General features: G+C 34.0%; 25 protein-coding genes and 4 pseudogenes. 24 read left to right on the top strand and 5 right to left on the bottom strand.

The genetic code is table 11. The features are described 5' to 3' along the window. The first annotated feature begins 49 nt into the window (after window positions 1-49). From AC1F25_RS13480 to AC1F25_RS13460, 5 genes and pseudogenes are all read left to right on the top strand, one after another. Window positions 50-445: a hypothetical protein gene (locus AC1F25_RS13480; RefSeq protein ID WP_104674711.1), complete on the top strand. Its 396-nt coding sequence runs from the start codon at window positions 50-52 to the stop codon at window positions 443-445. A gap of 49 nt (window positions 446-494) precedes the next feature. Continuing rightward, entirely contained in the window at window positions 495-659 is a 165-nt protein-coding gene (locus tag AC1F25_RS13475) for a hypothetical protein (protein ID WP_258076445.1), read from the top strand. A 52-nt stretch (window positions 660-711) separates the two neighbouring features. Next, window positions 712-933, top strand: a pseudogene (locus AC1F25_RS13470) (DUF2786 domain-containing protein); the annotation flags it as partial. Between the two features lie 275 nt (window positions 934-1,208). Then, on the top strand, window positions 1,209-1,403 hold the full coding sequence (locus AC1F25_RS13465) for a leucocin A/sakacin P family class II bacteriocin (protein WP_193743355.1): 195 nt from the start codon (window positions 1,209-1,211) through the stop codon (window positions 1,401-1,403). Next, window positions 1,393-1,704: a hypothetical protein gene (locus AC1F25_RS13460; protein ID WP_002293551.1), complete on the top strand. Its 312-nt coding sequence runs from the start codon at window positions 1,393-1,395 to the stop codon at window positions 1,702-1,704. Before AC1F25_RS13465 ends, AC1F25_RS13460 begins: the two co-directional genes overlap by 11 nt. A gap of 224 nt (window positions 1,705-1,928) precedes the next feature. Here AC1F25_RS13460 and AC1F25_RS13455 read toward each other — a convergent pair whose 3' ends face one another. Beyond that, window positions 1,929-2,231, bottom strand: coding sequence for a hypothetical protein (locus AC1F25_RS13455; protein ID WP_010733279.1), 303 nt, complete (start codon window positions 2,229-2,231; stop codon window positions 1,929-1,931). A gap of 522 nt (window positions 2,232-2,753) precedes the next feature. Between AC1F25_RS13455 and AC1F25_RS13450 the strand changes: the two genes are divergently transcribed. After that, window positions 2,754-2,918, top strand: a complete 165-nt coding sequence (locus tag AC1F25_RS13450) for a leucocin A/sakacin P family class II bacteriocin (RefSeq protein WP_025481423.1) — start codon at window positions 2,754-2,756, stop codon at window positions 2,916-2,918. Window positions 2,919-2,927: 9 nt separating this feature from the next. After that, complete coding sequence (locus AC1F25_RS13445; protein WP_002298902.1) at window positions 2,928-3,194, top strand: hypothetical protein; 267 nt, start codon at window positions 2,928-2,930, stop codon at window positions 3,192-3,194. A 534-nt stretch (window positions 3,195-3,728) separates the two neighbouring features. On the opposite strand, the gene AC1F25_RS13440 is transcribed toward AC1F25_RS13445, so the two are convergent. After that, on the bottom strand, window positions 3,729-4,136 hold the full coding sequence (locus AC1F25_RS13440) for a CPBP family intramembrane glutamic endopeptidase (protein WP_479994384.1): 408 nt from the start codon (window positions 4,134-4,136) through the stop codon (window positions 3,729-3,731). A 225-nt stretch (window positions 4,137-4,361) separates the two neighbouring features. On the opposite strand from AC1F25_RS13440, the gene AC1F25_RS13435 reads away from it, so the two are divergent. Together AC1F25_RS13435 and AC1F25_RS13430 are read left to right on the top strand one after the other, a co-directional pair. Then, window positions 4,362-5,270, top strand: a complete 909-nt coding sequence (locus AC1F25_RS13435; RefSeq protein ID WP_479994360.1) for an IS982-like element ISEfm1 family transposase — start codon at window positions 4,362-4,364, stop codon at window positions 5,268-5,270. A gap of 55 nt (window positions 5,271-5,325) precedes the next feature. Beyond that, entirely contained in the window at window positions 5,326-5,823 is a 498-nt protein-coding gene (locus AC1F25_RS13430) for a GNAT family N-acetyltransferase (RefSeq protein WP_002316138.1), read from the top strand. Window positions 5,824-5,859: 36 nt separating this feature from the next. Here the strand turns inward: AC1F25_RS13430 and AC1F25_RS13425 are convergent, their stop codons facing one another. After that, window positions 5,860-6,555: a PHP domain-containing protein gene (locus AC1F25_RS13425; protein ID WP_479994359.1), complete on the bottom strand. Its 696-nt coding sequence runs from the start codon at window positions 6,553-6,555 to the stop codon at window positions 5,860-5,862. 416 nt (window positions 6,556-6,971) lie between these two features. On the opposite strand from AC1F25_RS13425, the gene AC1F25_RS13420 reads away from it, so the two are divergent. From AC1F25_RS13420 to AC1F25_RS13400, 5 genes are all read left to right on the top strand, one after another. Beyond that, window positions 6,972-7,319 (top strand): DUF5677 domain-containing protein, encoded by a 348-nt coding sequence (locus AC1F25_RS13420; RefSeq protein ID WP_047929228.1) that lies wholly within the window; start codon window positions 6,972-6,974, stop codon window positions 7,317-7,319. Between the two features lie 65 nt (window positions 7,320-7,384). Then, window positions 7,385-8,344 carry an IS30-like element IS6770 family transposase gene (locus AC1F25_RS13415; protein WP_002293280.1) on the top strand — a complete coding sequence of 320 codons (960 nt, stop codon included), beginning with the start codon at window positions 7,385-7,387 and terminating at the stop codon, window positions 8,342-8,344. A 214-nt stretch (window positions 8,345-8,558) separates the two neighbouring features. Then, window positions 8,559-8,825 (top strand): hypothetical protein, encoded by a 267-nt coding sequence (locus tag AC1F25_RS13410; RefSeq protein ID WP_479994358.1) that lies wholly within the window; start codon window positions 8,559-8,561, stop codon window positions 8,823-8,825. A 43-nt stretch (window positions 8,826-8,868) separates the two neighbouring features. Beyond that, window positions 8,869-9,102, top strand: coding sequence for a hypothetical protein (locus AC1F25_RS13405; RefSeq protein WP_479994357.1), 234 nt, complete (start codon window positions 8,869-8,871; stop codon window positions 9,100-9,102). 206 nt (window positions 9,103-9,308) lie between these two features. After that, on the top strand, window positions 9,309-10,301 hold the full coding sequence (locus AC1F25_RS13400; RefSeq protein ID WP_256924622.1) for a hypothetical protein: 993 nt from the start codon (window positions 9,309-9,311) through the stop codon (window positions 10,299-10,301). Here AC1F25_RS13400 and AC1F25_RS13395 read toward each other — a convergent pair. Continuing rightward, on the bottom strand, window positions 10,298-10,921 hold the full coding sequence (locus AC1F25_RS13395; RefSeq protein WP_070676932.1) for a recombinase family protein: 624 nt from the start codon (window positions 10,919-10,921) through the stop codon (window positions 10,298-10,300). The two genes, AC1F25_RS13400 and AC1F25_RS13395, sit on opposite strands and share 4 nt — an antisense overlap. Window positions 10,922-11,177: 256 nt before the next feature. Here AC1F25_RS13395 and AC1F25_RS13390 point away from each other — a divergent pair. From AC1F25_RS13390 to AC1F25_RS13345, 10 genes and pseudogenes are all read left to right on the top strand, one after another. Beyond that, window positions 11,178-11,577 (top strand): annotated as a pseudogene (locus AC1F25_RS13390) (recombinase family protein); the annotation flags it as partial. Next, window positions 11,577-12,416, top strand: a pseudogene (locus AC1F25_RS13385) (DNA topoisomerase); the annotation flags it as partial. The pseudogenes AC1F25_RS13390 and AC1F25_RS13385, both read left to right, overlap by 1 nt. Before the next feature lie 175 nt (window positions 12,417-12,591). Beyond that, a complete protein-coding gene (locus AC1F25_RS13380) occupies window positions 12,592-13,059 on the top strand; it encodes a PTS sugar transporter subunit IIA (protein WP_002344666.1) in 468 nt (155 codons plus the stop codon). Then, complete coding sequence (locus AC1F25_RS13375; RefSeq protein ID WP_002343698.1) at window positions 13,049-13,330, top strand: PTS sugar transporter subunit IIB; 282 nt, start codon at window positions 13,049-13,051, stop codon at window positions 13,328-13,330. The genes AC1F25_RS13380 and AC1F25_RS13375 overlap by 11 nt, the downstream gene beginning before the upstream one ends. Before the next feature lie 521 nt (window positions 13,331-13,851). Beyond that, on the top strand, window positions 13,852-14,463 hold the full coding sequence (locus tag AC1F25_RS13370) for an SIS domain-containing protein (protein ID WP_002344665.1): 612 nt from the start codon (window positions 13,852-13,854) through the stop codon (window positions 14,461-14,463). Window positions 14,464-14,476: 13 nt separating this feature from the next. Further along, complete coding sequence (locus tag AC1F25_RS13365) at window positions 14,477-15,379, top strand: dihydrodipicolinate synthase family protein (protein WP_002343700.1); 903 nt, start codon at window positions 14,477-14,479, stop codon at window positions 15,377-15,379. 2 nt (window positions 15,380-15,381) lie between these two features. Then, window positions 15,382-16,008: a bifunctional 2-keto-4-hydroxyglutarate aldolase/2-keto-3-deoxy-6-phosphogluconate aldolase gene (locus tag AC1F25_RS13360; protein WP_002343701.1), complete on the top strand. Its 627-nt coding sequence runs from the start codon at window positions 15,382-15,384 to the stop codon at window positions 16,006-16,008. A 51-nt stretch (window positions 16,009-16,059) separates the two neighbouring features. Continuing rightward, entirely contained in the window at window positions 16,060-18,117 is a 2,058-nt protein-coding gene (locus AC1F25_RS13355; RefSeq protein ID WP_241655718.1) for a BglG family transcription antiterminator, read from the top strand. Continuing rightward, entirely contained in the window at window positions 18,114-18,836 is a 723-nt protein-coding gene (locus AC1F25_RS13350) for an HAD family hydrolase (RefSeq protein ID WP_002344663.1), read from the top strand. Before AC1F25_RS13355 ends, AC1F25_RS13350 begins: the two co-directional genes overlap by 4 nt. A gap of 22 nt (window positions 18,837-18,858) precedes the next feature. Next, window positions 18,859-20,285: pseudogene (locus AC1F25_RS13345) on the top strand (IS3 family transposase). A gap of 971 nt (window positions 20,286-21,256) precedes the next feature. On the opposite strand, the gene AC1F25_RS13340 reads toward AC1F25_RS13345, so the two are convergent. Beyond that, window positions 21,257-21,496 (bottom strand): prolyl oligopeptidase family serine peptidase, encoded by a 240-nt coding sequence (locus tag AC1F25_RS13340; RefSeq protein ID WP_219842464.1) that lies wholly within the window; start codon window positions 21,494-21,496, stop codon window positions 21,257-21,259. Window positions 21,497-21,520 lie beyond the last annotated feature (24 nt).

Below are 21,520 nucleotides of genomic sequence, written 5' to 3'. Positions count from 1 at the left end.
AAACCTAAAAATGATATCACTTTTAGACAATGGAAAAGGTGGAAATAAGATGAAGAAAAAACAAACTAAACTATCGTTAGCAGATATTTTAACACAGTTAACCGCAACTGAAGATGGTGTTGTAGAATTTGAACGATCTGAAATTTCGGTAGTAGATGATCGTTACTTTAAAATGCCTTACTTTTTTGACCAAGCAAAGGTCATTTGCCTTTGTGGCTACGATGGGGTACGTGATTACTTTAGAATTAGAATTACTGAAGAAAAAGTCGTTTGGGTAAACAATCATACAGAATTAGGTGCGCTAGCCTTTGAAGGAACTGTATTGGACAATATCTCTATTGTATTCGAGGAAGAAAGCTTTACGCTTGAATGCGATAAGTTAACCCGATATATCGATCCAAAATTCTATGAGGATAAAAACCTGGCATGGGAACTGGCTTTATAGACAGAGTGCTAGTGCAAGTAAAGGAAGAAAGGAAGAAAGGAAGATCACCATGAAATACAATTTATTAGACCATAAGCGAATGTGGGTAGAGAAATTAGAGGAAGACTTAGAACAGTTGGAATTATTAGGTCATAATAAGACTTCAACGGTGTATAAAGAAGGACTAAAACGAACGAAAAAAAGCACAAAAAGAACTAGCAACACTGGAAAGTAGCGTTCAGAAAAAAGAAGTAGACTTAACACACACTTACCTTTAGGAGTAGAAAATGGCAGACAAGAGAAAAGAAAAGATTCAAAAATTACTGGCGCTTGCGGCGGATGTAAATGATGAGGAATCAATGAGCGCATTAGCCAAAGCCCAGCAATTGATGATGGACTATGATCTTACTGAAGATGAGATTTTCAATTATCATGAGCAGCAACGGATAGAAGCAGTAGAAACGCACGTGATCTATCGTGGACGTCCGCAAAAATGGCTGTATCGTTTATTTAGAAATTAAGATAAAAAAGGCTAGTTAACAGGTTTGTTGACTGGCCTTTTTTGATATGTTTGTACATGTTTTATTGTGTTTTAATTTTTCTCTTTTTTATAGCAAGCTCCTTTTATAATAAATATTCCGAAAAGTGAAGACCATTTTTTATTTATTAAGACTATTATTATTAGTGAGATAAAATTTGATTGATATTACAGAATATTGGTGACGATTATGACACTAAAGATACTATTTATGAAAATTTTGCAAAAATGTTCTGAAAATTACATATAATTGTTTTATTGAGTGTATCTACTTTAGGAATTACAGTAGATGCTGCAACTTATTATGGAAATGGTGTTTATTGTAATACTCAAAAATGTTGGGTAGATTGGAGTAGAGCTCGCTCTGAGATTGTTGATAGAGGAGTAAAAGCTTACGTTAATGGTTTTACGAAAGTGCTAGGTGGAGTCGGTGGAAGATAAAAAAGAAAAACTTTTTGACTTAATTGCGAATGCATATAATTCAAAGTCATATAATAATGTAGAAGTAAAAGAAGGATTTCTTCAAGATGCTAAGAAAATACGAGAGGATAAACCATATCCTGAAATTATTATATCAGTGTACAAACATTTATCTAAATTAAAAGCTGAGGAACGCATAAATATCAATGAAATTAAGTGCTTAATGGAATTTATCAAAGAAGATTACACAAAATTGAGTGCTAAAGAGTTGAGAAAATATGATATTGGTTATGGTGCCATGTCTATGCCTTATATTTTTTAATTAAAAATGAATAGTATTATCTGAGTTAACGCAAAAGAAGCTAATTTAGTAATAAAGGTTAGTTTCTTTTGCATATATGATGGTTTTAAGACCTTAAAAAATTGTGTGTGTGTAATTATTAGTTAATTTACTATCTAAATTTGATTTCTTATGAATATTATATAAAAAGTTATAAAAAAAGGTAAATATGATAAAAGAGAAATTATCATATTTATCTTTTACATTTACTTTTCTCTTTCCATAGTTCGTTTTCTTAGAACTTCAAATTGATTTTTAAAAGTATGTTGTTGTTCGTCAGTTAATGAATCGACTAAGCATACGTTATGAACTTTTTTATCGTGCATGTCTTCGTCTGTAATACCAGTTAAATCATATCTTTTTAACCGTTCCATATTTTTGATAGTAGTGCTGAAAATATTACTTTCTCCAAATACTTCTTTAGCATTTTCTAAAGTAGCAATATCAACGGGCGCTCCATTTTTTAATAATAAAAAGCTTACTTTTTTCTTTTCATAGGTTGATTTCATTTTAATATAAACTAGCTATATTTAAGCAACACATTTATTTTTTCATTTAGACAGTAATTTAGAGTTCGACAGGGTATATCCTATCAGGATTTTTGTAGACTTTCCTTAATCACTAGGGAGAGTCTGTCCAAAACTCGAAAACAAACATATTGCTTCCCTTAGCATTGCTCCTGATCGATTGCAAGTCTTTTTTTGATTTTTTAGTTAGAATTTACTTAAAATAAAACTTAAAAACTATTTAGTATCGTTATTTCAAATATGGAAGGTTAGTCGTATATCAGTTTTTCATAACAAATAAATAGAATGATTTTTTCTTGTATTTTAGTGTTTTGGATTAGAATAAAAATGGGATTAGTTTTAATAATGATTTTTTATTGCAATTATGCTTTCAAAAAAACTTTTTATGATATAATTATCAAATTTTTCTGAAAATTATTTATAATTATTTTAGAAAAAAGGAGGTATTGATTTATGAGAAAAAAATTATTTAGTTTAACTCTTATTGGAAAGTTTGGATTAGTTGTGACGAATTTTGGTACAAAAGTTGATGCAGCTACGCGTTCATATGGTAATGGTGTTTATTGTAATAATAGTAAGTGCTGGGTTAACTGGGGAGAAGCTAAAGAAAATATTGCAGGAATTGTTATTAGTGGCTGGGCTTCTGGCTTGGCAGGTATAGGACATTAATATCCTATTATGAAAAATAATAAATCCTTCAACAAAATTCTAGAATTAACTGAAACTGCATTAGCCACCCCAGAAATTAAAAAAGATAAAAATCTATGTGAAATTTTAGAAAAAATAAAAGATAGTGCTGCTAAAGGTGAATTTTATTATGATTATAAGAAAGAATTTCAACCTGCAATTAGTGGGTTCACTATTAGAAACGGCTTTTCCACACCAAAAGTTTTATTGGAGTTACTTGCTGAAGTAAAAACTCCCAAAGCATGGTCGGGACTTTGAGTTGTAATAAGTGCCATTATATTTTTTTGTAAGAGTATCTAATTGAGTTTAGGTACTCTTACTATATAGGTTCAATTATTTATTTTTGTAATATCTTTATTTTTTGCTAAGTTTATTATTTCTTTATCAGTTATTTATTTATGTCCATATAGAATAACATTTTAGGTCCAACAGGGTGTACTTTCATGGTTAAATTTGAATTAAAGGTATATTGCTAATTATATACGGGCATTTAATTTGTGCACTTAAAGTAATAATATTATATTTTGTTTGCAAATTGTAAATTTTTTGTACAAGATAAACACAAAGAAAAGTTTACTGCGAATAAACTTGTTTTTTAATTCGTTGAGTGAGACTCGGAACGTGTGGGCTAGTGACAAATTGCTTATTTCTCGTCTTTTTCATCTAGCCGATAAAAAACTAATCAAGCAAAAAGTGATGCGATAATCAGTGAAGTTATATGATAACACCCCATAACTTAGATATTAATCCAGGTTATGGGGGGCATTGCAAATTTAACTTTTTAAAATTGGTTTAAACTAATAACTCTAAGCTCTTATTATCTTTATTTAATAGAATTAAGCAGATAATTGATACAATATCAATTGGCATAAATATTAAGAGTATTTCTCCCCAGGATGAAGAAGTAGCTGCACCGTTAGCTATTGTTGGTTGAAAATCAATTAAAAAATGCAACAAAACTACGTAAGATAATCCATTAAATCGAATTCTAATGACAGAAAAGCACAATCCTAAAACAGTTGCATAAAAAATTTGTTGCATGGTTGTATTAAATGATTGCATGGTTAGATTAGATAAGTGGAGCAATCCAAACAAACAAGAGGAAGCTATGGAAGCCCAAACTAAGGTATATTTCTTCGTTTTAAACATTTTTAAAAATGCTGAGAATGTCAGTAACCTAGCAAGAGATTCTTCAAATATTCCTGTAGAAATTGCTACTATAAAAGAAATAATTAATAAGTTCGAACCACCATTGAGAATTTCTTCAACACTATTTGGAACATTTGTTACTATTAATAAAAATAATAATATTATACCCGTGGTGCTAGTTAATTTTTTCCTAGAGGAAAATGTCTAAACATGTTGGTAAATCAACAAAAAAACGCATATAGTAGTCTCAAAACTCCCAAGAAATGAGGACTACATATGCGTTCATCAAAATATACTGAACATTATACAGATACTTTTATAACATTCAAGGAAATTATGAGAACTGTTTCTAACATATACCACAATTGTGTACCAGATAAGATTAAAAACCGAAGAAATACTGATCAACTGAAGCAACGCGATACAGTGATTATTGCTTGTGTTATATGGGGCATAATTAATGGCTATACTAGCCAAAGAGCCACGTATAGAGCGGTTTGTTCCGTCTTATTTCCTAATGGTGACTTTCCTAGTAGGAGTCGATTCACTCGCTTAAGTTCAAACTTAGCTTACACTATCAAGATTATTCGATACTTTTTCATCAAGAAGCTCACCAAAGGTGAACTAGTCGGAATTATAGATAGTTTTTCTAGTCCATTATGTAAACCAGTTAGAAATAGACAAGCAAAACTATTGAATCAAATAGCCAAAGTTGGCTATAACTCAACAAAAAAATCTTATTTTTATGGTCTTAAAATTCATATGATCGTTACTAAGACTGGCTTTCCGATTACTTACTCAATCACGAATCCAGGTGTCCATGACGTGAAAGTGTTAGAGACTTTATCGGAAGAAGCGAATCTTCCCAATATCCTAGGGGACAAAGGATATATTAGCCATAAAATCCATGAAAAGCTTGCCCTTAAGGGCATTACTATATCCGTTCCGCCACGTAAAAACATGGATAAATCAGAAAAACTAGACCACAGCTTACTTGGAAAACAAAGAAAAACAGTTGAGACTGTTTGTTCTTCCTTAGAAAAATTAGGTTGTCAAAATTTCAACTCACGTTCTGTTAAAGGGCTAGAGAGTAGATTTGAAAGCATATTACTGGCTTACAGTGTTCTATTAAGTCGAGTACAACGACGTTTTGAAGGAACTTTGAGATATTCTTTAGGATATTAAAATTAACTAGCACCACGGGTGATTTATAGTATACTATGTCAAAAGGAGGAGTTAGATGAACAATCAAATCACACTAGCGTATTTAGATTATGATGATCTAGATGCTTTACAAGTTGTAAGTGTTGTCAGTTTTTATGAATCGTTTATCGATGGCGCAGATCCACTTGATATGCAAGGATATTTACAGACACAATTGACAACTGAAATATTGGCAGTAGAATTGGCACAGTCAACCAGTAAATTTATTGGTATTAAGGATCATCAAATACTCATTGGTTATATGAAAGTCAATGATGAAAAAGATGCTATAGAGATTCAACGGATCTATCTGCTCAAAGATTATCAAAACAAAGGGTTAGGGCAACGGTTACTCGATGAAGCGAATCGTTATGCTAAAACGAAACAAAAACGTTATTTACGTTTGACTGTTTATGAAAAAAATCATGCAGGTATTCGTTTTTATGAACGTCATGGATTTAAAAAAATCGGGATCAAACATTTTCCTTTAGGAAAACAAGATCGTATTTGTCCGATTTTAGAAAAAGAAATCTAAAAAAACGTCCTCACTTTTGATGCTGAGGACGTTTTTTTAGACTGGTAATGGAACCATAATTCGCTTTCCTTTTTGATAAATCGCTAATTCCGTCACACCTTTTGCTTTTAACAGAGCAAAAAGATCATCGAAATGGAAACGGAAATGTTCAAGGTAATGCCCATCTGATCCAACACTAAACAAGGTACCACCACGTGAAAGATATAAATCGATGACATATTCATATAACGCTAAATTGTCATACAAGTAAGCGCTCTTAGCATCTAATTCGAATGCCAATTTATTTTTGATTACTTGATCTAGAATCGGTAAAAACTGCGCTTCATATTGTTTAAATTCAGCAACGGATAGACCAAATACCCGAAAACCATAGTCAAAATGAGCAAAGACATCTGCTTCTATAACAACTAGTGCTTCTGAAAGTTGTGCAAAATACTGAGGAATCACAATAGCAGGATCCATATCTTTGACTTCGTCATCTAAATAATCAAATTGACCATTATGATGCACACTGAGTAATTTTAAATCGTAATCTTTATCGGCTAAATAGTCGATGATCCGATCCTTTTCAGAAGCGATGTAACCGATTTTGATGCCTTTTAAAACACGATTGCCAAAACGCTTATTTAAGCTATCGATTGTTTGACTGTACATTTCATAATCGGGGATATCATCGACTTTAGTAACAGGATTGGCTAAGTCAAAATGTTCAGTATATTTTGATGAACGCATATGTAGTCCTCATTTCTTGGGAGTTTTGAGACTACTATATGCATTTTTTTGTTGATTTACCAACATGTTTAGACATTTTCCTCTAGGAAAAAATTAACTAGCACCACGGGTATTATAGATGTATCATTGTTAGTGTATCATAAAAAAATATAAAACTGAAAATTCTAATTTTGAGCCGCAAAATTTCATTTCGTGAAAACTAGAAAAGGTAGGGGTTCGAAAATTTTAAAGTTTTTGATCTTTTTTTATTGCTTATTTTTTAGCTCCTTCAGTAGCTCAATTAATAGGTTAAGAAATATATCAATTTAAAGGACAATAGAGTATACCCTGTTGGATTTTTGGGGGCTATGGTAGAATCATAATTATATTGTTTCATGTAGGTTGGTCATTAGAATTTTAACTTGTTGGAGGTAATTTTGAATAAATTAGAAGATAAAAAGATTTTTTTTGATAGTGGAGTGAATTGTTACGAAAAAATATGGAGACAAATGGATAAAAATAATATTGATTTAGTTATATATTCGTTATCAAAGAGTATATTTGATAGAGCAAAAACAATAAATGATCTTATCTATATTGGGAGTACGGAATCACTTGGTGTACTATCTAGATCTTTGTATGAACTACACTTGTCTATACGATATATACTAGAGGATAGGGATGATTCTATAAATAGAGCTAATTCTTTCTTTTTCCAATCTAGAATAGACTATTTCAGTAATTTATTAAGTATCGCGAATTGTAAAATTAAGTTAGAAAAATAAAAAGGCATTTATGGTACACTCAAATTGTATTTCCGACGAAAGAAAACAAAGGAGTGTAACCATAAATGACCTACAAACATCTTACCATAGACGAACTGACAATGATAGAATCATATTATCTTCAACATAATAAGCCGGTTGAAATCGCTAACCGAATGGGACGTGCTATACAAACTATTTATAATGTAGTCAATAAGTTCAAGCAAGGTAAGACTGCTCTTGATTATTGGCACCAGTATAAAGAAAATAAGAAAAAATGTGGTAGAAAAGTCATTCAATTACCTGCTCATGAAGTAGATTACATTAAAGAGAAAGTCACTCTTGGTTGGACGCCTGACGTCATTATCGGGCGAAAAGAAAGGCCTGTTTCATGCGGTATGAGAACACTTTATCGTTTATTTTCTAAAGGAATATTTGATATTGACACACTACCGATGAAAGGTAAAAGAAAACCCAATGGCCATCAGGAAAAACGGGGAAAACAACAGTATCAGCGCTCAATCCATGATCGACCTGATAATTATCCTGATTTCAATTCTGAGTTTGGTCACCTTGAAGGTGATACGATCGTTGGCATTCATCATAAAAGTGCCGTCATTACTTTAGTTGAAAGATTATCTAAAGTCATTATCACGATTAAACCCAACGGCCGTAAGGCATTAGATATTGAAACTGCCCTTAATCAATGGTTTTCTCGCTTCCCTAAAAACTTCTTTAAATCTATTACGTTTGACTGTGGAAAAGAATTTTCTAACTGGAAAGCCATTAGTAACCAACATGATATTGATATATATTTTGCGGACCCTGGAACACCTTCTCAACGCCCATTAAACGAGAATTCTAACGGGATTCTGCGTCGTAATGGACTGCCGAAATCAATGGATTTTAGAGAAGTGAATCAGACATTTATTTCCAGTGTCAGCAATCAACGTAATCATATTCCAAGAAAATCATTGAATTACAGAACACCAATCGAAATATTTTTGAGCTATGTACAAGAAGCATTTTATTCTAGCTTAATTTGACAAATCATATATTGAAAAAAGTTTACCAGGTAGCTTAAATTATAATAAAGAACATTTTAATCGTGAAGTAAGTGGGGCAAAAAATTTTAATGATATAATTACGTATTACAAGAATGAACAGAAAAAATTATTTAAGTATAAAGGAACAAAAAGATGGGACAATAGGCATTGGTACGATTTAGACCAAGAAAAGAAAACAAGCATACTGAAGTTGATGAAAAGACTTAATATCGACAAATCTCTATATTTTTCTATATATGGAATTGGATCAATGGATGTTTATGGAACTGGCACTATTAATCATATTGCATCAAATCTTGGAATAGAATCAGCGTTACAAATACATGTATTGGAAAAACTATCATTTGTGATAACTTTAGATACTTTGAAAGTAATAAAAGAATTCTATAGATGTAACATCGACGATTTGGATGATAATATTATATTAATGGAGGAAGCTTTTAAAAAGATAATTGAGTAATTATATTTACATTTTACAAATTTTATATAGGAGGAAAATAATTATGGATTCGGGATTTTTATGGAATATAACAAGTACAGTGTTGGCATTATTTATACCAATTGCTACATTTTTATTTGAAAATGAGAATGCTGTTGATTGGGATAAAATGGTAGTATTTGATCAAGTTATAAAAATAAAAAAACTGTCTTTTGGACTAATATTGTTAACATTGCCTTTACTTTTCTATCAAACAAATTCGCAAGTAATGAGTTTTATAGAAAACTTAACTGTATAGTACTTCTTTTATATGTAATCGGCATAAGCTTATCTATTCTATCGTTAGTTAGGTGCTATTTTTGGATTATTAACAAGCGTACTTATTCAAAAAACAATTCTAGTGAAACCGTTAAATATAGAACAGAATGTAGGAAAAGATATATTAGTAACTTATCCAAGAATGAAGCTGTTCAGAAAGAAATATGGTCTCTCATATGGAATTCAGTGGATCAACAAGGAGAGATAGAAGAAATCGATCTGATGGATATGTATATAGATCAATGTGAAGAAAATAAAGACTATGAAAAAAAATTAAAATTTATGTCTATCTTGTTCACTAGTATAGACATGAATAAATTTGATGAAATAAATACGTACAATACTATCGATTATGATGTTTATGAGAGTTTATCCAAATTTATTTATTCCGAAATAAAATGTGTGTATCTTGAAGGAAAGAATATAGATATAAAAAAAGTAAATGATTTTTTCGATATCTATACAAAAAACTCTATTTTTAAATGGAATTCTAGTAACAGATATAATCAATTCCTATCACAATTTTTAGAAGAATTATCTGGAGAAGAATATAGATTATTCCTAAATAAGAATATTTTAAAATTAATATCTTATGCCAAGAAAGCTAATAACCTATCTTTAGTAGATAACTTAGATAATTTTTTACCCGATAAACTTATTTATGATGAGAATGAAGATAATTCACAAAAACAAATAATTATATTTGAATTGTATTTAAAGTGGCTTAGCAGCCTGTCAGTGTCACCAGAAAGCAATGATGATGATAAATATTTTGCGAACAAACTGTTTCAATTTATATTTCCAGACTATTCTTCAATGCCATTTTTTACATTAATAAATTTTATGCTGTATGTTAAAGAACACTTAGGATATGATGATTTAGTAGAAATGATAAAGGCATATGATAAAGAACCTTATCCATTCAAAGGAATCAATACTGGTTCAGATATGGCTATGATTTCAGGCGAAACTGTAGAAGAAATTCTAGCTAATTACAAAGAACAAAATATAAAAACTCTGGAATTAATTAAAAAGAATATAAAATACTATGATCCTTTTTTACTAGCGAATAAAGAAAATATTGATGAGTTATTAAATGCAATTGCTGATTCTGATGTTAGATCTTCTAGAATTGATGAGTTAAAAGAAGAAATTTTAATGTATAAAGAACTTTTTTAATTCATTTGATTACTGTTATACTCAATATCATTCTTAATTCTGTAAATAGTTTGTCTAGTAATATTGTAGTTTTTAGCAATTTTTGAAATAGCTATGCCCTCATTTAAATCCTTAACGATGTTTTCATAAACTAAACGTCGTTGAGGATTTTTTGTATCTGCACTATAGAGTTTTGGACGACCTTTATAGACGCCATTTGCTTTTGCAATTTTAATGCCTTGCGCCTGGCGTCGTTTAGATTCGGTACGCTCTTGCTCTGCAATCATGGCCAAAATTTGGATGATTAAATCTTTAATGAATTTATCCAAATGAGGATTGCCAATTGCTTCAGCCATGATCGGTAGACTGGTGATGATCAGCTGCACGTTTTTCTTCTTTAGGTAATTGACTGAAGCAATGATTTCGTCGTAATTTCTTCCAAGTCGGTCGATTGCTTCGACAATAAAAATATCTTGGTCTCGGACAAACTCTAAAGCTTCCTGGAAAATCGGTCGATGAGTAATCGTTGCTCCAGATTGTTTCTCGATGAAAATTTTTTCTGCGCCGAACTTTTTCATTTCTTCAATTTGGCGTTGCTCATTTTGATCAATCGACGAAACTCGAATATAAGCAATTTTCAAAATTTTTACCTACTTCCTCAAACTATTTAAAATACACTCAAAATTAACACTAATTTTTTTATACACTATAAAGCTGTCATTTTTCTAGATAAATGGCATAAATTTTCAGCGCTAAGTGACAAAAGCAACTAATTTTTCATGATAGATTTTTAAATATCTCAATCTATCTCCAAAATTAGTTGCTTTTGTAGCTATAGTTGACTATGAATATGACAAATAATTAGAAAAAACTGTGCCAATTAAATATCAAAATGACAAATTGATGAATCAAATTCAAATTAAGGGGGGCAACCCTGGAAGTCTTAAATTTACCCTCAATGAATGGTATTGAAGATGAAAATTTAAGGCGTTTGATTAATAGCCTTGTCATTGAATTGTACAAGTATCAAGCAGAATCAGAACGAAAAAAAACTAAGGAACGTCAGGCACAAGGAATCGAAATTGCTAAGAAAAAAGGCAAATTCAAAGGTCGGCAACTGAAATTTAAAAAAAATGATCCACGTTTAAAGCATGCTTTCGATTTGTTTTTGAATGGTTTATCCGATAAAGAAGTTGAAGAACAAACTGGGATCAATCGCCGAACGTTTAGAAGGTATCGAGCAAGATATAACGTGACAGTAGATCAAAGAAAAAACAATGAAAAGAGGGATAGTTAATGAGTACGGTTATTTTAGATGAAAAACCAAGCCAGGTATTAGCCTACGCAAGTGCTTTAAAACAAAGCACCAAAAAAGACGGTTATTTTGAGATCAAAGACCCACTATTTACAGATGAAACGTTTATCACCTTTGGTTTTGGGCATTTAGTGGAATTAGCAGAACCAGGTCATTATGACGAAAAGTGGCAAAATTGGAAACTTGAATCTTTGCCGATTTTTCCTGATCGATACGATTTTGAAGTTGCAAAAGATAAGGGAAAGCAGTTTAAAATTGTTGCAGAACTTCTCAAAAAGGCAAATACAATTATTGTTGCAACAGATAGCGACAGAGAAGGTGAAAATATCGCCTGGTCGATTATCCATAAAGCAAATGCCTTTTCAAAAGATAAAACATTTAAAAGACTATGGATCAATAGCTTAGAAAAAGATGTGATCCGAAGCGGTTTTCAAAATTTGCAACCAGGAATGAATTACTATCCCTTTTATCAAGAAGCGCAAACACGCCAAATTGCCGATTTGGTTGATCGGCATGAACGCAAGCCCTTTGTATACGTTAAATTTACAACAGAAGGGCGTACAAGGTACATTTTCACTAGGACGTGTTCAAACGCCCACCTTATACCTTATTTTTCAGCGCCAGGAAGCCATAGAGAATTTTAAAAAAGAACCTTTTTTCGAGGTGGAAGCTAGTATAAAAGTAAAACAAGGGTCATTTAAGGGCGTTCTAAGCCCCACACAGCGTTTTAAAACCCAAGAGGAGCTTTTGCTTTTGTTTCTTCTAAACAAGCTAAAATAGGCAATCAAGAGGGGATAATTGCTGATGTTCAAACCAAAGAGATGGATAGCACTATGAAGTGAGGGACGAACTGGCTACCAAAGCAATCGGAATGTTGCACACGCAAAGGAGACAAAAGTCCAAAATTTGTACAAGGATGTCCAAAATACGTGCCAAAAGTTGATTGAATAAAAGGAAACGATTTCTTAAAATGGTAATGAAAGGAGGAAAGCGATGATGAAATTGCAGTCAGTCGATAAGTCGTTAATCCAAATAGATGTAGAAGCAGAAAATTTTGAGGATGCGGTTCGAAAATCAATGGAGCCTCTTGTAGCACAAAAATATGTTAAACCAAGTTATGTGGAAAAAATTCTCTCAATTTATCGTGAAACAGGTCCGTATATCGTGATTACCACGCATATTGCCTTGCCTCATGCAGACAGTGAAGCGGGAGCATTAAAGATGGGGATGGGATTTACCAAGCTGAAACACCCAGTTGTTTCTGGTAATGTTGCGAATGATCCTGTGAAGTATCTCTTTCCATTAAGTGCAACCGATAGTACAAAACATATTCAAATGTTATCAAAGTTGGCTGAATTACTGGGTGATCCTTCATTTGTTGAAGGATTAGATACGGTGACATCCAAAGAAGAATTTATTGCATTATTAACTAAATATGAAGGGAATGAGCAACATGATGCATAAAGCATTAGTCGCATGTCGTGCTGGAGTTGGTTCCAGCTTGATGTTAAAAATAAAAGTCAACGAAGTAGTTAAAGAAAACAATCTTCAATTAGTAGTCGAACACTCTTCTTTAGATGGGCTAAATGGGTTTGATGGTGATATGGTTATCACCTTAATTGATGTGGCACAAGAGTTAGAAGAAAAGAAGGTTCCGTATGAAGTTGTGGGTATTCGTAACATTGTTGACAAAGAAGAAATTAAGACAAAGTTGTTAGAAGCATTAGCAGAGTAGGTGGAATTCTGGTGTTATTGAAAAAACTCGTTTGCAATTGATTGCAAACGAGACAAAAGAAACACTGGACCCTGCCAAACAACGCTCCTATTTTAATCACCGCAATCATGAAAATCATTCGTTTTGAACTACACGTTTGTTAGGCAATAAGTAATAAGTGAATGGTCGTTCACTATTCTTCGTCCCTGTCATTCTTTCTTTTTCTTTGCTATTCTCAGGTGGCACGGAAGAGAAAGAATATTCAACTGGTGGTTGGCCTAGTGCTAGCGCAACATCATGAAAAGGTTGTCAGCATTATCCAGTGCACAATTTCCTAAAAATAGGAAATTTAAGTAAAGGAAACCCTTACCTTTTTTGATTATACCATACTTCTGAGCCACCACAATTGGATTTTTGTTGGTTTCTCAGAGCAAAAAAATACGAGAAATGGCAGTAACGAAGAATAGCAACCATCCCTTTTTACGATAAAAATCAAACAGTATCTCAGGCGGTTGATTTAATCAAAAAGGAGGTTCTTTCTCGTGAATGAACAAGCATTACAAATTTATACAAAACATGTTGAAACTGAAGTGACAGAATTTTTAAAAAGTATTGATGAAGAACAATTAAATCGTGCGCGTCAATTGATTGGTGCTGCCAAGGAACAACAAGGTCGTCTCCATATCACTGGAATCGGAAAACCAAGCCATGTCGCGGAATATATGTGTGCACTGTTTTCTTCCACCGGAACGCCGTGTTATTTTTTAGATGGTACTGAAGCAGTCCACGGTTCAGCTGGCCAAGTATTGCCAGAAGACGTAGTGATTGCTATCTCAAATAGTGGGAATACCATTGAATTACAAAATACCGTTGAAGCCTTACAACGGATGGGAGTAAAAATCATTTCGGTCACAGGTAATCTTTCTTCTTGGTTAGCAAAAAATGCAGAAGCTGTTTTATTTGCTGGTGTGCAAAATGAAGGTGATGACACAAATAAACCACCACGCCTTTCAATTGTTGCAGAAATCATTGTTCTACAATGCCTGTCCATTCTTTTGCAAGAAGACACAGCATTTACGATGGAAAAATATGCAATGTGGCATCCGGGTGGTGCGCTAGGTGCTCAAGCACGTGAAGAAGTTGGACATGACTAAGGAGGGAAAAGACGTGAGATTAAAAGGAATTATTACCGCAATGGCTACGCCTCTTGATGAAAATGGAGATATCTCTGAAGAAAGAGTGAGATTATTAGCCAATCACTTGATTGAAAATGGCGTAGCTGGCCTCTTTGTTCTTGGAACAAACGGGGAATTTTACAGCCTAACCAAAGAACAAAAACTAAGCTTAGCAGAGTATGCAGTCAAAGCTGCTGCTGGTCGGGTACCAGTATATGCAGGTGTTGGCGGTATCAGTACGAATGAAGTTGTAGATCTGGCCAAGGAAATGACGGCAAAAGGCGTGGATGCATTATCTGTTATTACTCCTTACTTGATTCATATAACACAAGAAGAATTGATTCAACACTATGAAGCAATTGCCGATGCAAGTCCATTACCAATTATTTTATATAATATTCCTGCCAATACGCAATTAAATATCGAACCAACAACCGTTGCGCGGTTAGCAAAACATCGCAACATTATTGGTATGAAAGATAGTAGCGGACATTTAGACCAAATGGAAACGTATCTTGAATTAGTCAAAGAAGAAGCATTTGACGTCTTAGTCGGATCGGATTCTCGTATTTTGAAAGCCTTACAATTAGGTGCAACCGGTGCAGTAGCTGCAACATCTAATGTATTGACGAAAACCGATGTGGGCATTTATGAAGCCTTTTTAGCTGGCGATATTGAAAAAGCGGAAATGCAGCAAGAAAGCATCAACGCTTTCCGCAGTGTATTGAAACTTGGCAGTGTACCTGCTGTTTTGAAACAATCATTAAACATGATTCAACTGCCTGTGGGTAAACCATGTCTACCTGTTCAACCGGTAACCAACACTGAGGCTCTTGCCAAAATCAGAGCAGCTTTGGGCTCTTATCAAGAAGCGGAAGGATTTGAGGTGAAATAATAATGGAAAAATTAACAACACTGAATCGCATTCATAAAGAAAAAATTATGGCCGTTGTGCGAGTAGAAACGGTTGAACGTGGAGCAGAAATCGTGGAAGGATGTCTAGCAGGTGGAGTTAGCATTCTAGAAATTAGCTATACGAACGCTAATGCGGGTGAAATCATTCAACAATTGACCCAAGCTTATGGAGATAAAGTGTTATTAGGGGCAGGGACCGTCTTGGATGCACCCACTGCACGCGATGCTATTTTACGAGGAGCAAAATTTGTGATTGCACCAACCTTTAGTGTAGAAGTTGCTCGGCTTTGCAATCGGTATCAAATACCTTACATGCCAGGATGTACGACCATGACGGAATTGGTTGAAGCACTAGAAGCAGGTGCCGATATGATTAAGGCTTTCCCAATCTCCAACTATTATGGTCCATCTTTAGTCAAAACCATTAAAACGCCACTACCTTATGTTTCAATTCTCTCATCAGGAGGCGTAACATTGGAAAATGTTGACGAATGGGTTGAAAATGGGGTAGATTGCATGGGTGTGGGAAGTCTTTTGACAAAAGGTTCCAGAGAAACAATTGCAGCCAATGCGAAAGCTTTGCGCATGGCTGTTGAGAAAGCAAAGTAACAATAACGAAAGGAAGTGGAAACGATGCTTGATCGAAAATCGGTCTATATCATGAAAAAATGTGTTGAAGAAAAGGAAGTTCCCCTAAATCAGCTCATACAAATGATGGGATTGTCAAAACGACAAGTGTTGTATGCCATTGAAAAAGCCAATGAATTTTTAATTGATGCATCCGTTGCCCCGCTTCATTTAGAAGGACGATTTCTTTCACTATCAACTGAAACCAAAGACTATATTGTCCAATGCTTTTTGAATCAAACTATCTACCATTCTTATTTGCTAGATGGCTCTGAAAGAGAAACGTATATTTTCTTAATGTTGCTGTATCGTCATGAATCCTATATATCTGTTCCGCATTTTTTGGATACTCTTGAAGTTGGAAAAACGACATTTCTTCAAGACATGAAGCATTTAGAAGAAACACTCGCAAATGAGAACATTGCCGTATTGAATAATCGAACCATCGGCTATTATTTGGCAGGTGATGAATGGCAAATTCGGGCGTTACTGATGCGCAACATTTTGATTGATTTTAATCAACCAACGGGCAGTTTTTTGTATGACTACTTCTTATTTCATGAAAATATTGCCGACTTTGATGGTCTGCAAAAAAATGTGGCCGATTTGCTAAAAAAATACCATATTCAACTGGTAGAAAACCGCCTGCGTGAGTTTTGTTATACCTTTCAACTATTGCTTCCACGTTTAGGAATTACCAATCAAATCTCAAATAAAACGTACCATCTTGAATTTTTTCATCAAATGAAAGAATACGATTTGGCAACCGAATTATTAGCCACGTATCAAATTGAAAATGAAGAAGCCAAAAAATACATTTGTTCATGGATTTTGAGTTTATCTGTAGGAAACGTTCACGAACAAACCTTTGATCGTTCAATTATTTTGGAAATTGTCTCAAGAATGACCAATCGTTTCGAATTATTATCAGGTATTCGTTTTACGGATGCAGAGAAAGTGATTGAAAAATTATATGGGCATTTTCGTTCCGTATATTATCGCTTGTTTTTCCGTATCCCGATTATCAATTATTTTACAGAACGTATTCAAGAAACCTACCCTGATATGACAAAAATTGTCGAGGAAGTGTTGAAACCAATCTCGGCACTTTTCGAAGATCCGATACCAGAAGAAGAAATTGCCTTTTTGACCATGCACTTTGTTGCGGCCATTCATCAGTTTGAAGAAAAGAAGACAGTCGGCAAAAATGTAGGAATCGTTGTCTGTCCGAGTGGTATTGGAAGCTCAGCAATTGTTTTAAATGAACTGAAATCGCTCTTTCCAGAGTTCATTTTCTTAGGTCCTTTTGATACGCACATTTTAGAAACAATTCATGAAGAGTATGACTACATTTTTTCAACAGAGCCCAATGTGCGTTTGTATACGGCCAACAAACCAGTCTTTGTTGTCAATCCAATTTTGACACCGACCGAACGTTACCATCTATTGCGAAGCGTCTATGCAACAACACAAACCGCCATGCTTAATTTTCCAAAAATCTCGGACTTGATGTCGATTATTGAAAAATATGCAACAATCAAAAATCACAATCATCTCGAAAAGGAACTATCAGAGTTGCTGATTAATGAACCCGTTCAAAAAGATGTTGTGTACGAAAAAGACGAGTTGAACCTTTCAGATATTTTAAAGAAAGCATTCATTCAATTTCATTTACCAGCAACGACCTATGCACAAGCGGTTCAACAAAGTGCTGCTCCTTTACTTGCTGAAAGGGTTTTAACGGAGAATTATTTAGCTGAAATTATTCATTCAGCAGCAGAGCGCAAAAGCTGGATGATGATTACCGATGGAGTAGCATTGCCTCATACAAAACCAATGTATGGAGCCAATGCAATAGGGTTGAGCTTAGGGGTTCTTGAAACACCGATTCTTTTAGAAAATGGTCGTGAAATGCGCTATATTATGGTGCTATCTGCCATTGATAATCACCAGCATTTGAAAGCTATTGCACAATTGGTTCATTTTTTAGAAGATGGCGCATTCTTTGAGTTATTGCAAACAACAGATAGTCAAGAAAAAGTATTTGCCTATATAGTAAAGCACGAAAAAGGGGTAGGTGAAGAAGAGTGATTCAATTGGTCGTATTTGATATGGATGGTGTCTTAGTAGATTCAGAGCGAGTCCATTATGAACGACGTAAACGTTTTTTTCAGCAGCATCATTTTCAACTAACTGATCAGCAACTAGATAAAATGGTTGGTTCTAATGCAAATGATATTTGGCAAGCCCTGATTCCAACTGATACAGAAAAACGAGAACAGTGGTTAGCTATTTATCGCGAAGATGTCCGAGCTAATTTGATGGACTATCAGGCAATCTGTGATGTTAAAATGATTCAGTTTGTAAAATGGTTACACAAAAAAAATATTGCTTGTGCATTGGCCTCCTCAGCACCGCGGTTATTAATCAAAAATTGGCTAATAGATATTGGCTTGGATCAAGAGTTCACCGTCATCTTGTCTGGTGAGAAAGTGGCATTTAATAAGCCGAATCCTGATATTTATTTGAAGACCATTGAAAAATTTCCACAGATTCATAAACGCGATATTTTAGTGATAGAAGATTCAGCTATTGGCATTGAAGCCGCAAAAAATGCAGGTCTAACCGTAGCCGCAAAAGAAACATCTTTTATTAAAAAAGTTAACATGGATCAATCACAGGCTGACATTAGATTTATTCAGTCAGAAAAATTGATTCACCGTTATTTCCAAGAAATTAATCTGCGAAAAGCAAGAATAAAAGTAACCAAAAGATGTACCGACCCCCAAAAGTTAGACCAAAAAATCTAACTTTTGGAGGTCGGTATTTTTTATGGCTAAGTATACTTTTGAACTTAAATTAAAGATCGTTCATGATTATTTGGATGGTAAAGGCGGAAGTGATTATCTGGCAAAGAAGTATTCCATTAAGGCTCCGTCACAAGTGAAGCGCTGGATCAATGCCTATCAAGTATTTGGTGAAGTGGGTCTAGTAAGAAAGCGACAAAAGAAAAAATATTCTGTTCAATTTAAGCTGGATGCGATAGAGTTATATCTAACAAGTGAGCTGTCCTATCGTGAAGTTGCCAACACACTTAACATGAACAACCCTAATTTGATCGCTAGTTGGATGCGTCAATTCCGTGATGGTGGGATCGATGGACTCTCAAAAACGAAAGGATGTCCACCTATCTTGTCTAAGAAAAATGAACCCAAAAATAAGAAAAAATCTACAACTAAAGCAACGTCTGAAGAACGTGAACGCATCGAGGAGTTGGAGAAACGAGTACGTTCCCTTCAAATTGAAAATGCCTTTTTAAAAGAATTGAGAAAGCTGCGAAAACAGGAAGCCCAACAACGACGAATGAAGCAATCGCACGAATCATCGCAAGCCTCCGAGGACCGTTTAAATTAGTTGAGCTTCTAGAAACTTTAAAGTTCCCTAAGGCAACCTTTATGTACTGGCAAAAACGATTGGACCGTAAAAATCCAGATCAAGAGATTGAAGCGGAAATGCTTAAAATTCGGGAGAAGCACAAGGATTATGGCTGTTTACGGATGACCAATGAACTAAGAAACCGCGGTTTCTCTATCAATAAAAAGAAAGTTCAGCGTCTGATCAAGAAGCTAGGAATAAAAGTAACGGCATACACGCGTAAATCACGTCGCTACAATTCTTATCGAGGGCAAGTCGGAGCAACAGCCAAAAATCGAATCCATCGTCGTTTCTACACTAGTATCTGCCATCAGAAAATCACGATGGATACAACTGAATTTAAATACCATGAAGTGGATGCCAAAGGCATTATCCGTCAAAAGAAATTGTATCTAGATCCTTTTATGGATATGTTCAATAGTGAGATTTTATCCTATCGTATCTCTGAAAAGCCCAATGCATTAGCAATAATGGAAGGTTTGGAGGAAGCGATCCAGATTACTAATGATTGTCCCTATCGTCGTACATTTCACTCGGATCAAGGTTGGGCGTATCAAATGAACGCTTATAGAAACAAATTGAAGGAGTACAAAATTTTTCAAAGCATGTCTCGGAAAGGGAACTGCTTAGATAATTCACTTATGGAGAATTTTTTTGGCTTATTAAAACAAGAGATTTTTTATGGGAAAACTTATAACTGTTTCGAGGAATTAAAATCAGCCATCGATAGCTATATCTATTACTACAATAATGAACGGATAAAACAGAAATTAAACTGGCAAAGTCCCGTCCAATTTCGTAAAACAGCCGTAACGGTTGCGTAAAAATATCATTTTAGAGCATGAAAAAAGGAGTGGATTTCTCCACTCCAAAAAAGTCTAACTTTTGGGGGTCACTACAAGATCATGGAAATATAGTCTTTTTTTATATTAAGCAGATAGATGAAGTTTTTTTATTTAAAGAAATAACAAATGGAATTCACATAAAAATGAGTGGAAATTGACAGTAGTTTTCTACACTTCTGGTGAAAGGGAGGGATAAAAAAGCAATGACGATGATTACTGCATACTCTGGGAGCGACGGGACTCCAGAAAATAGTTTCGAATTTGTTCGTCTTTTTCTAATAAACCGGTTGAAGCAATTGAAGTCGATTTATGATCACAGCTATTCGAAGTTTTCAAACAAGTGGAACCAGGTCAATTACATGGGCTATTCATCTGTATTTTTTGACCGATAAACCCCAATTGGGAAATCTGATTTTTACTTTGAAAATCGTTGTAATTACTGTTGTTTTAGCGCTAGTTTTTGATTATCTACTCGATCTTTAACTTTGATTTAGCCAATCAAATTTTGCAAAAATTGTGGCAATATTGAATATCATTCCGCGGTTTATTCTTGGACGGGTAGAGAGTATATTCTGTTATCATGGTCATTTGCGATTTAGGAGTACTAAATCGAATTAGTCGTCTGTAATGAGACACTGGTTTTTGAACGATTAATCAGATTTAATCAAAAGAAAACACAACGTATTATGACTAGGTCTGTATATGTACGGATTGAGATATATGGGAAAGTGGAGAAAAGCAAATAGATCAATCAGCGCTTATGCATCCTAAATCCAATTTATATTTGCTAAATACCTTCAATAATCCACTAAAAGAAATAGTAATGCTTCTTTTAGTGGATTATTTTGAATCAAACGGTTCGTATGTTAGTTGTTTGATGATTGATGTTTTCATCCAAGTTTGAAATAGGGCAAGCCAGGAAGCTACTTCAGGCTGATCTCAGATTCATTTCATGATGCTTTTTTTCTTCTGTGGACAATGAAAGACCATATGAACCATGGATAAATATGAATCTCAAAGGGAACATTTTTTTGTCGCAATGCCACAGCAAAGAGAAATGCATTTTCAACGGGAGCAACAGCATCTTCAACTGTATGGCAGATAAAGCATGATGGAACCTCGGCATTTACTTGCTCTGTAGGAGAGATTAAAGGGCGCCGCTCCTTATGATCACCCAACAGATGTTTCATTAAATACTGATGTTGTCAAGACCG

This window comes from Enterococcus sp. M-BR2 (assembly GCF_056612775.1).
This window is presented reverse-complemented; position numbering and strand designations above follow the sequence as displayed.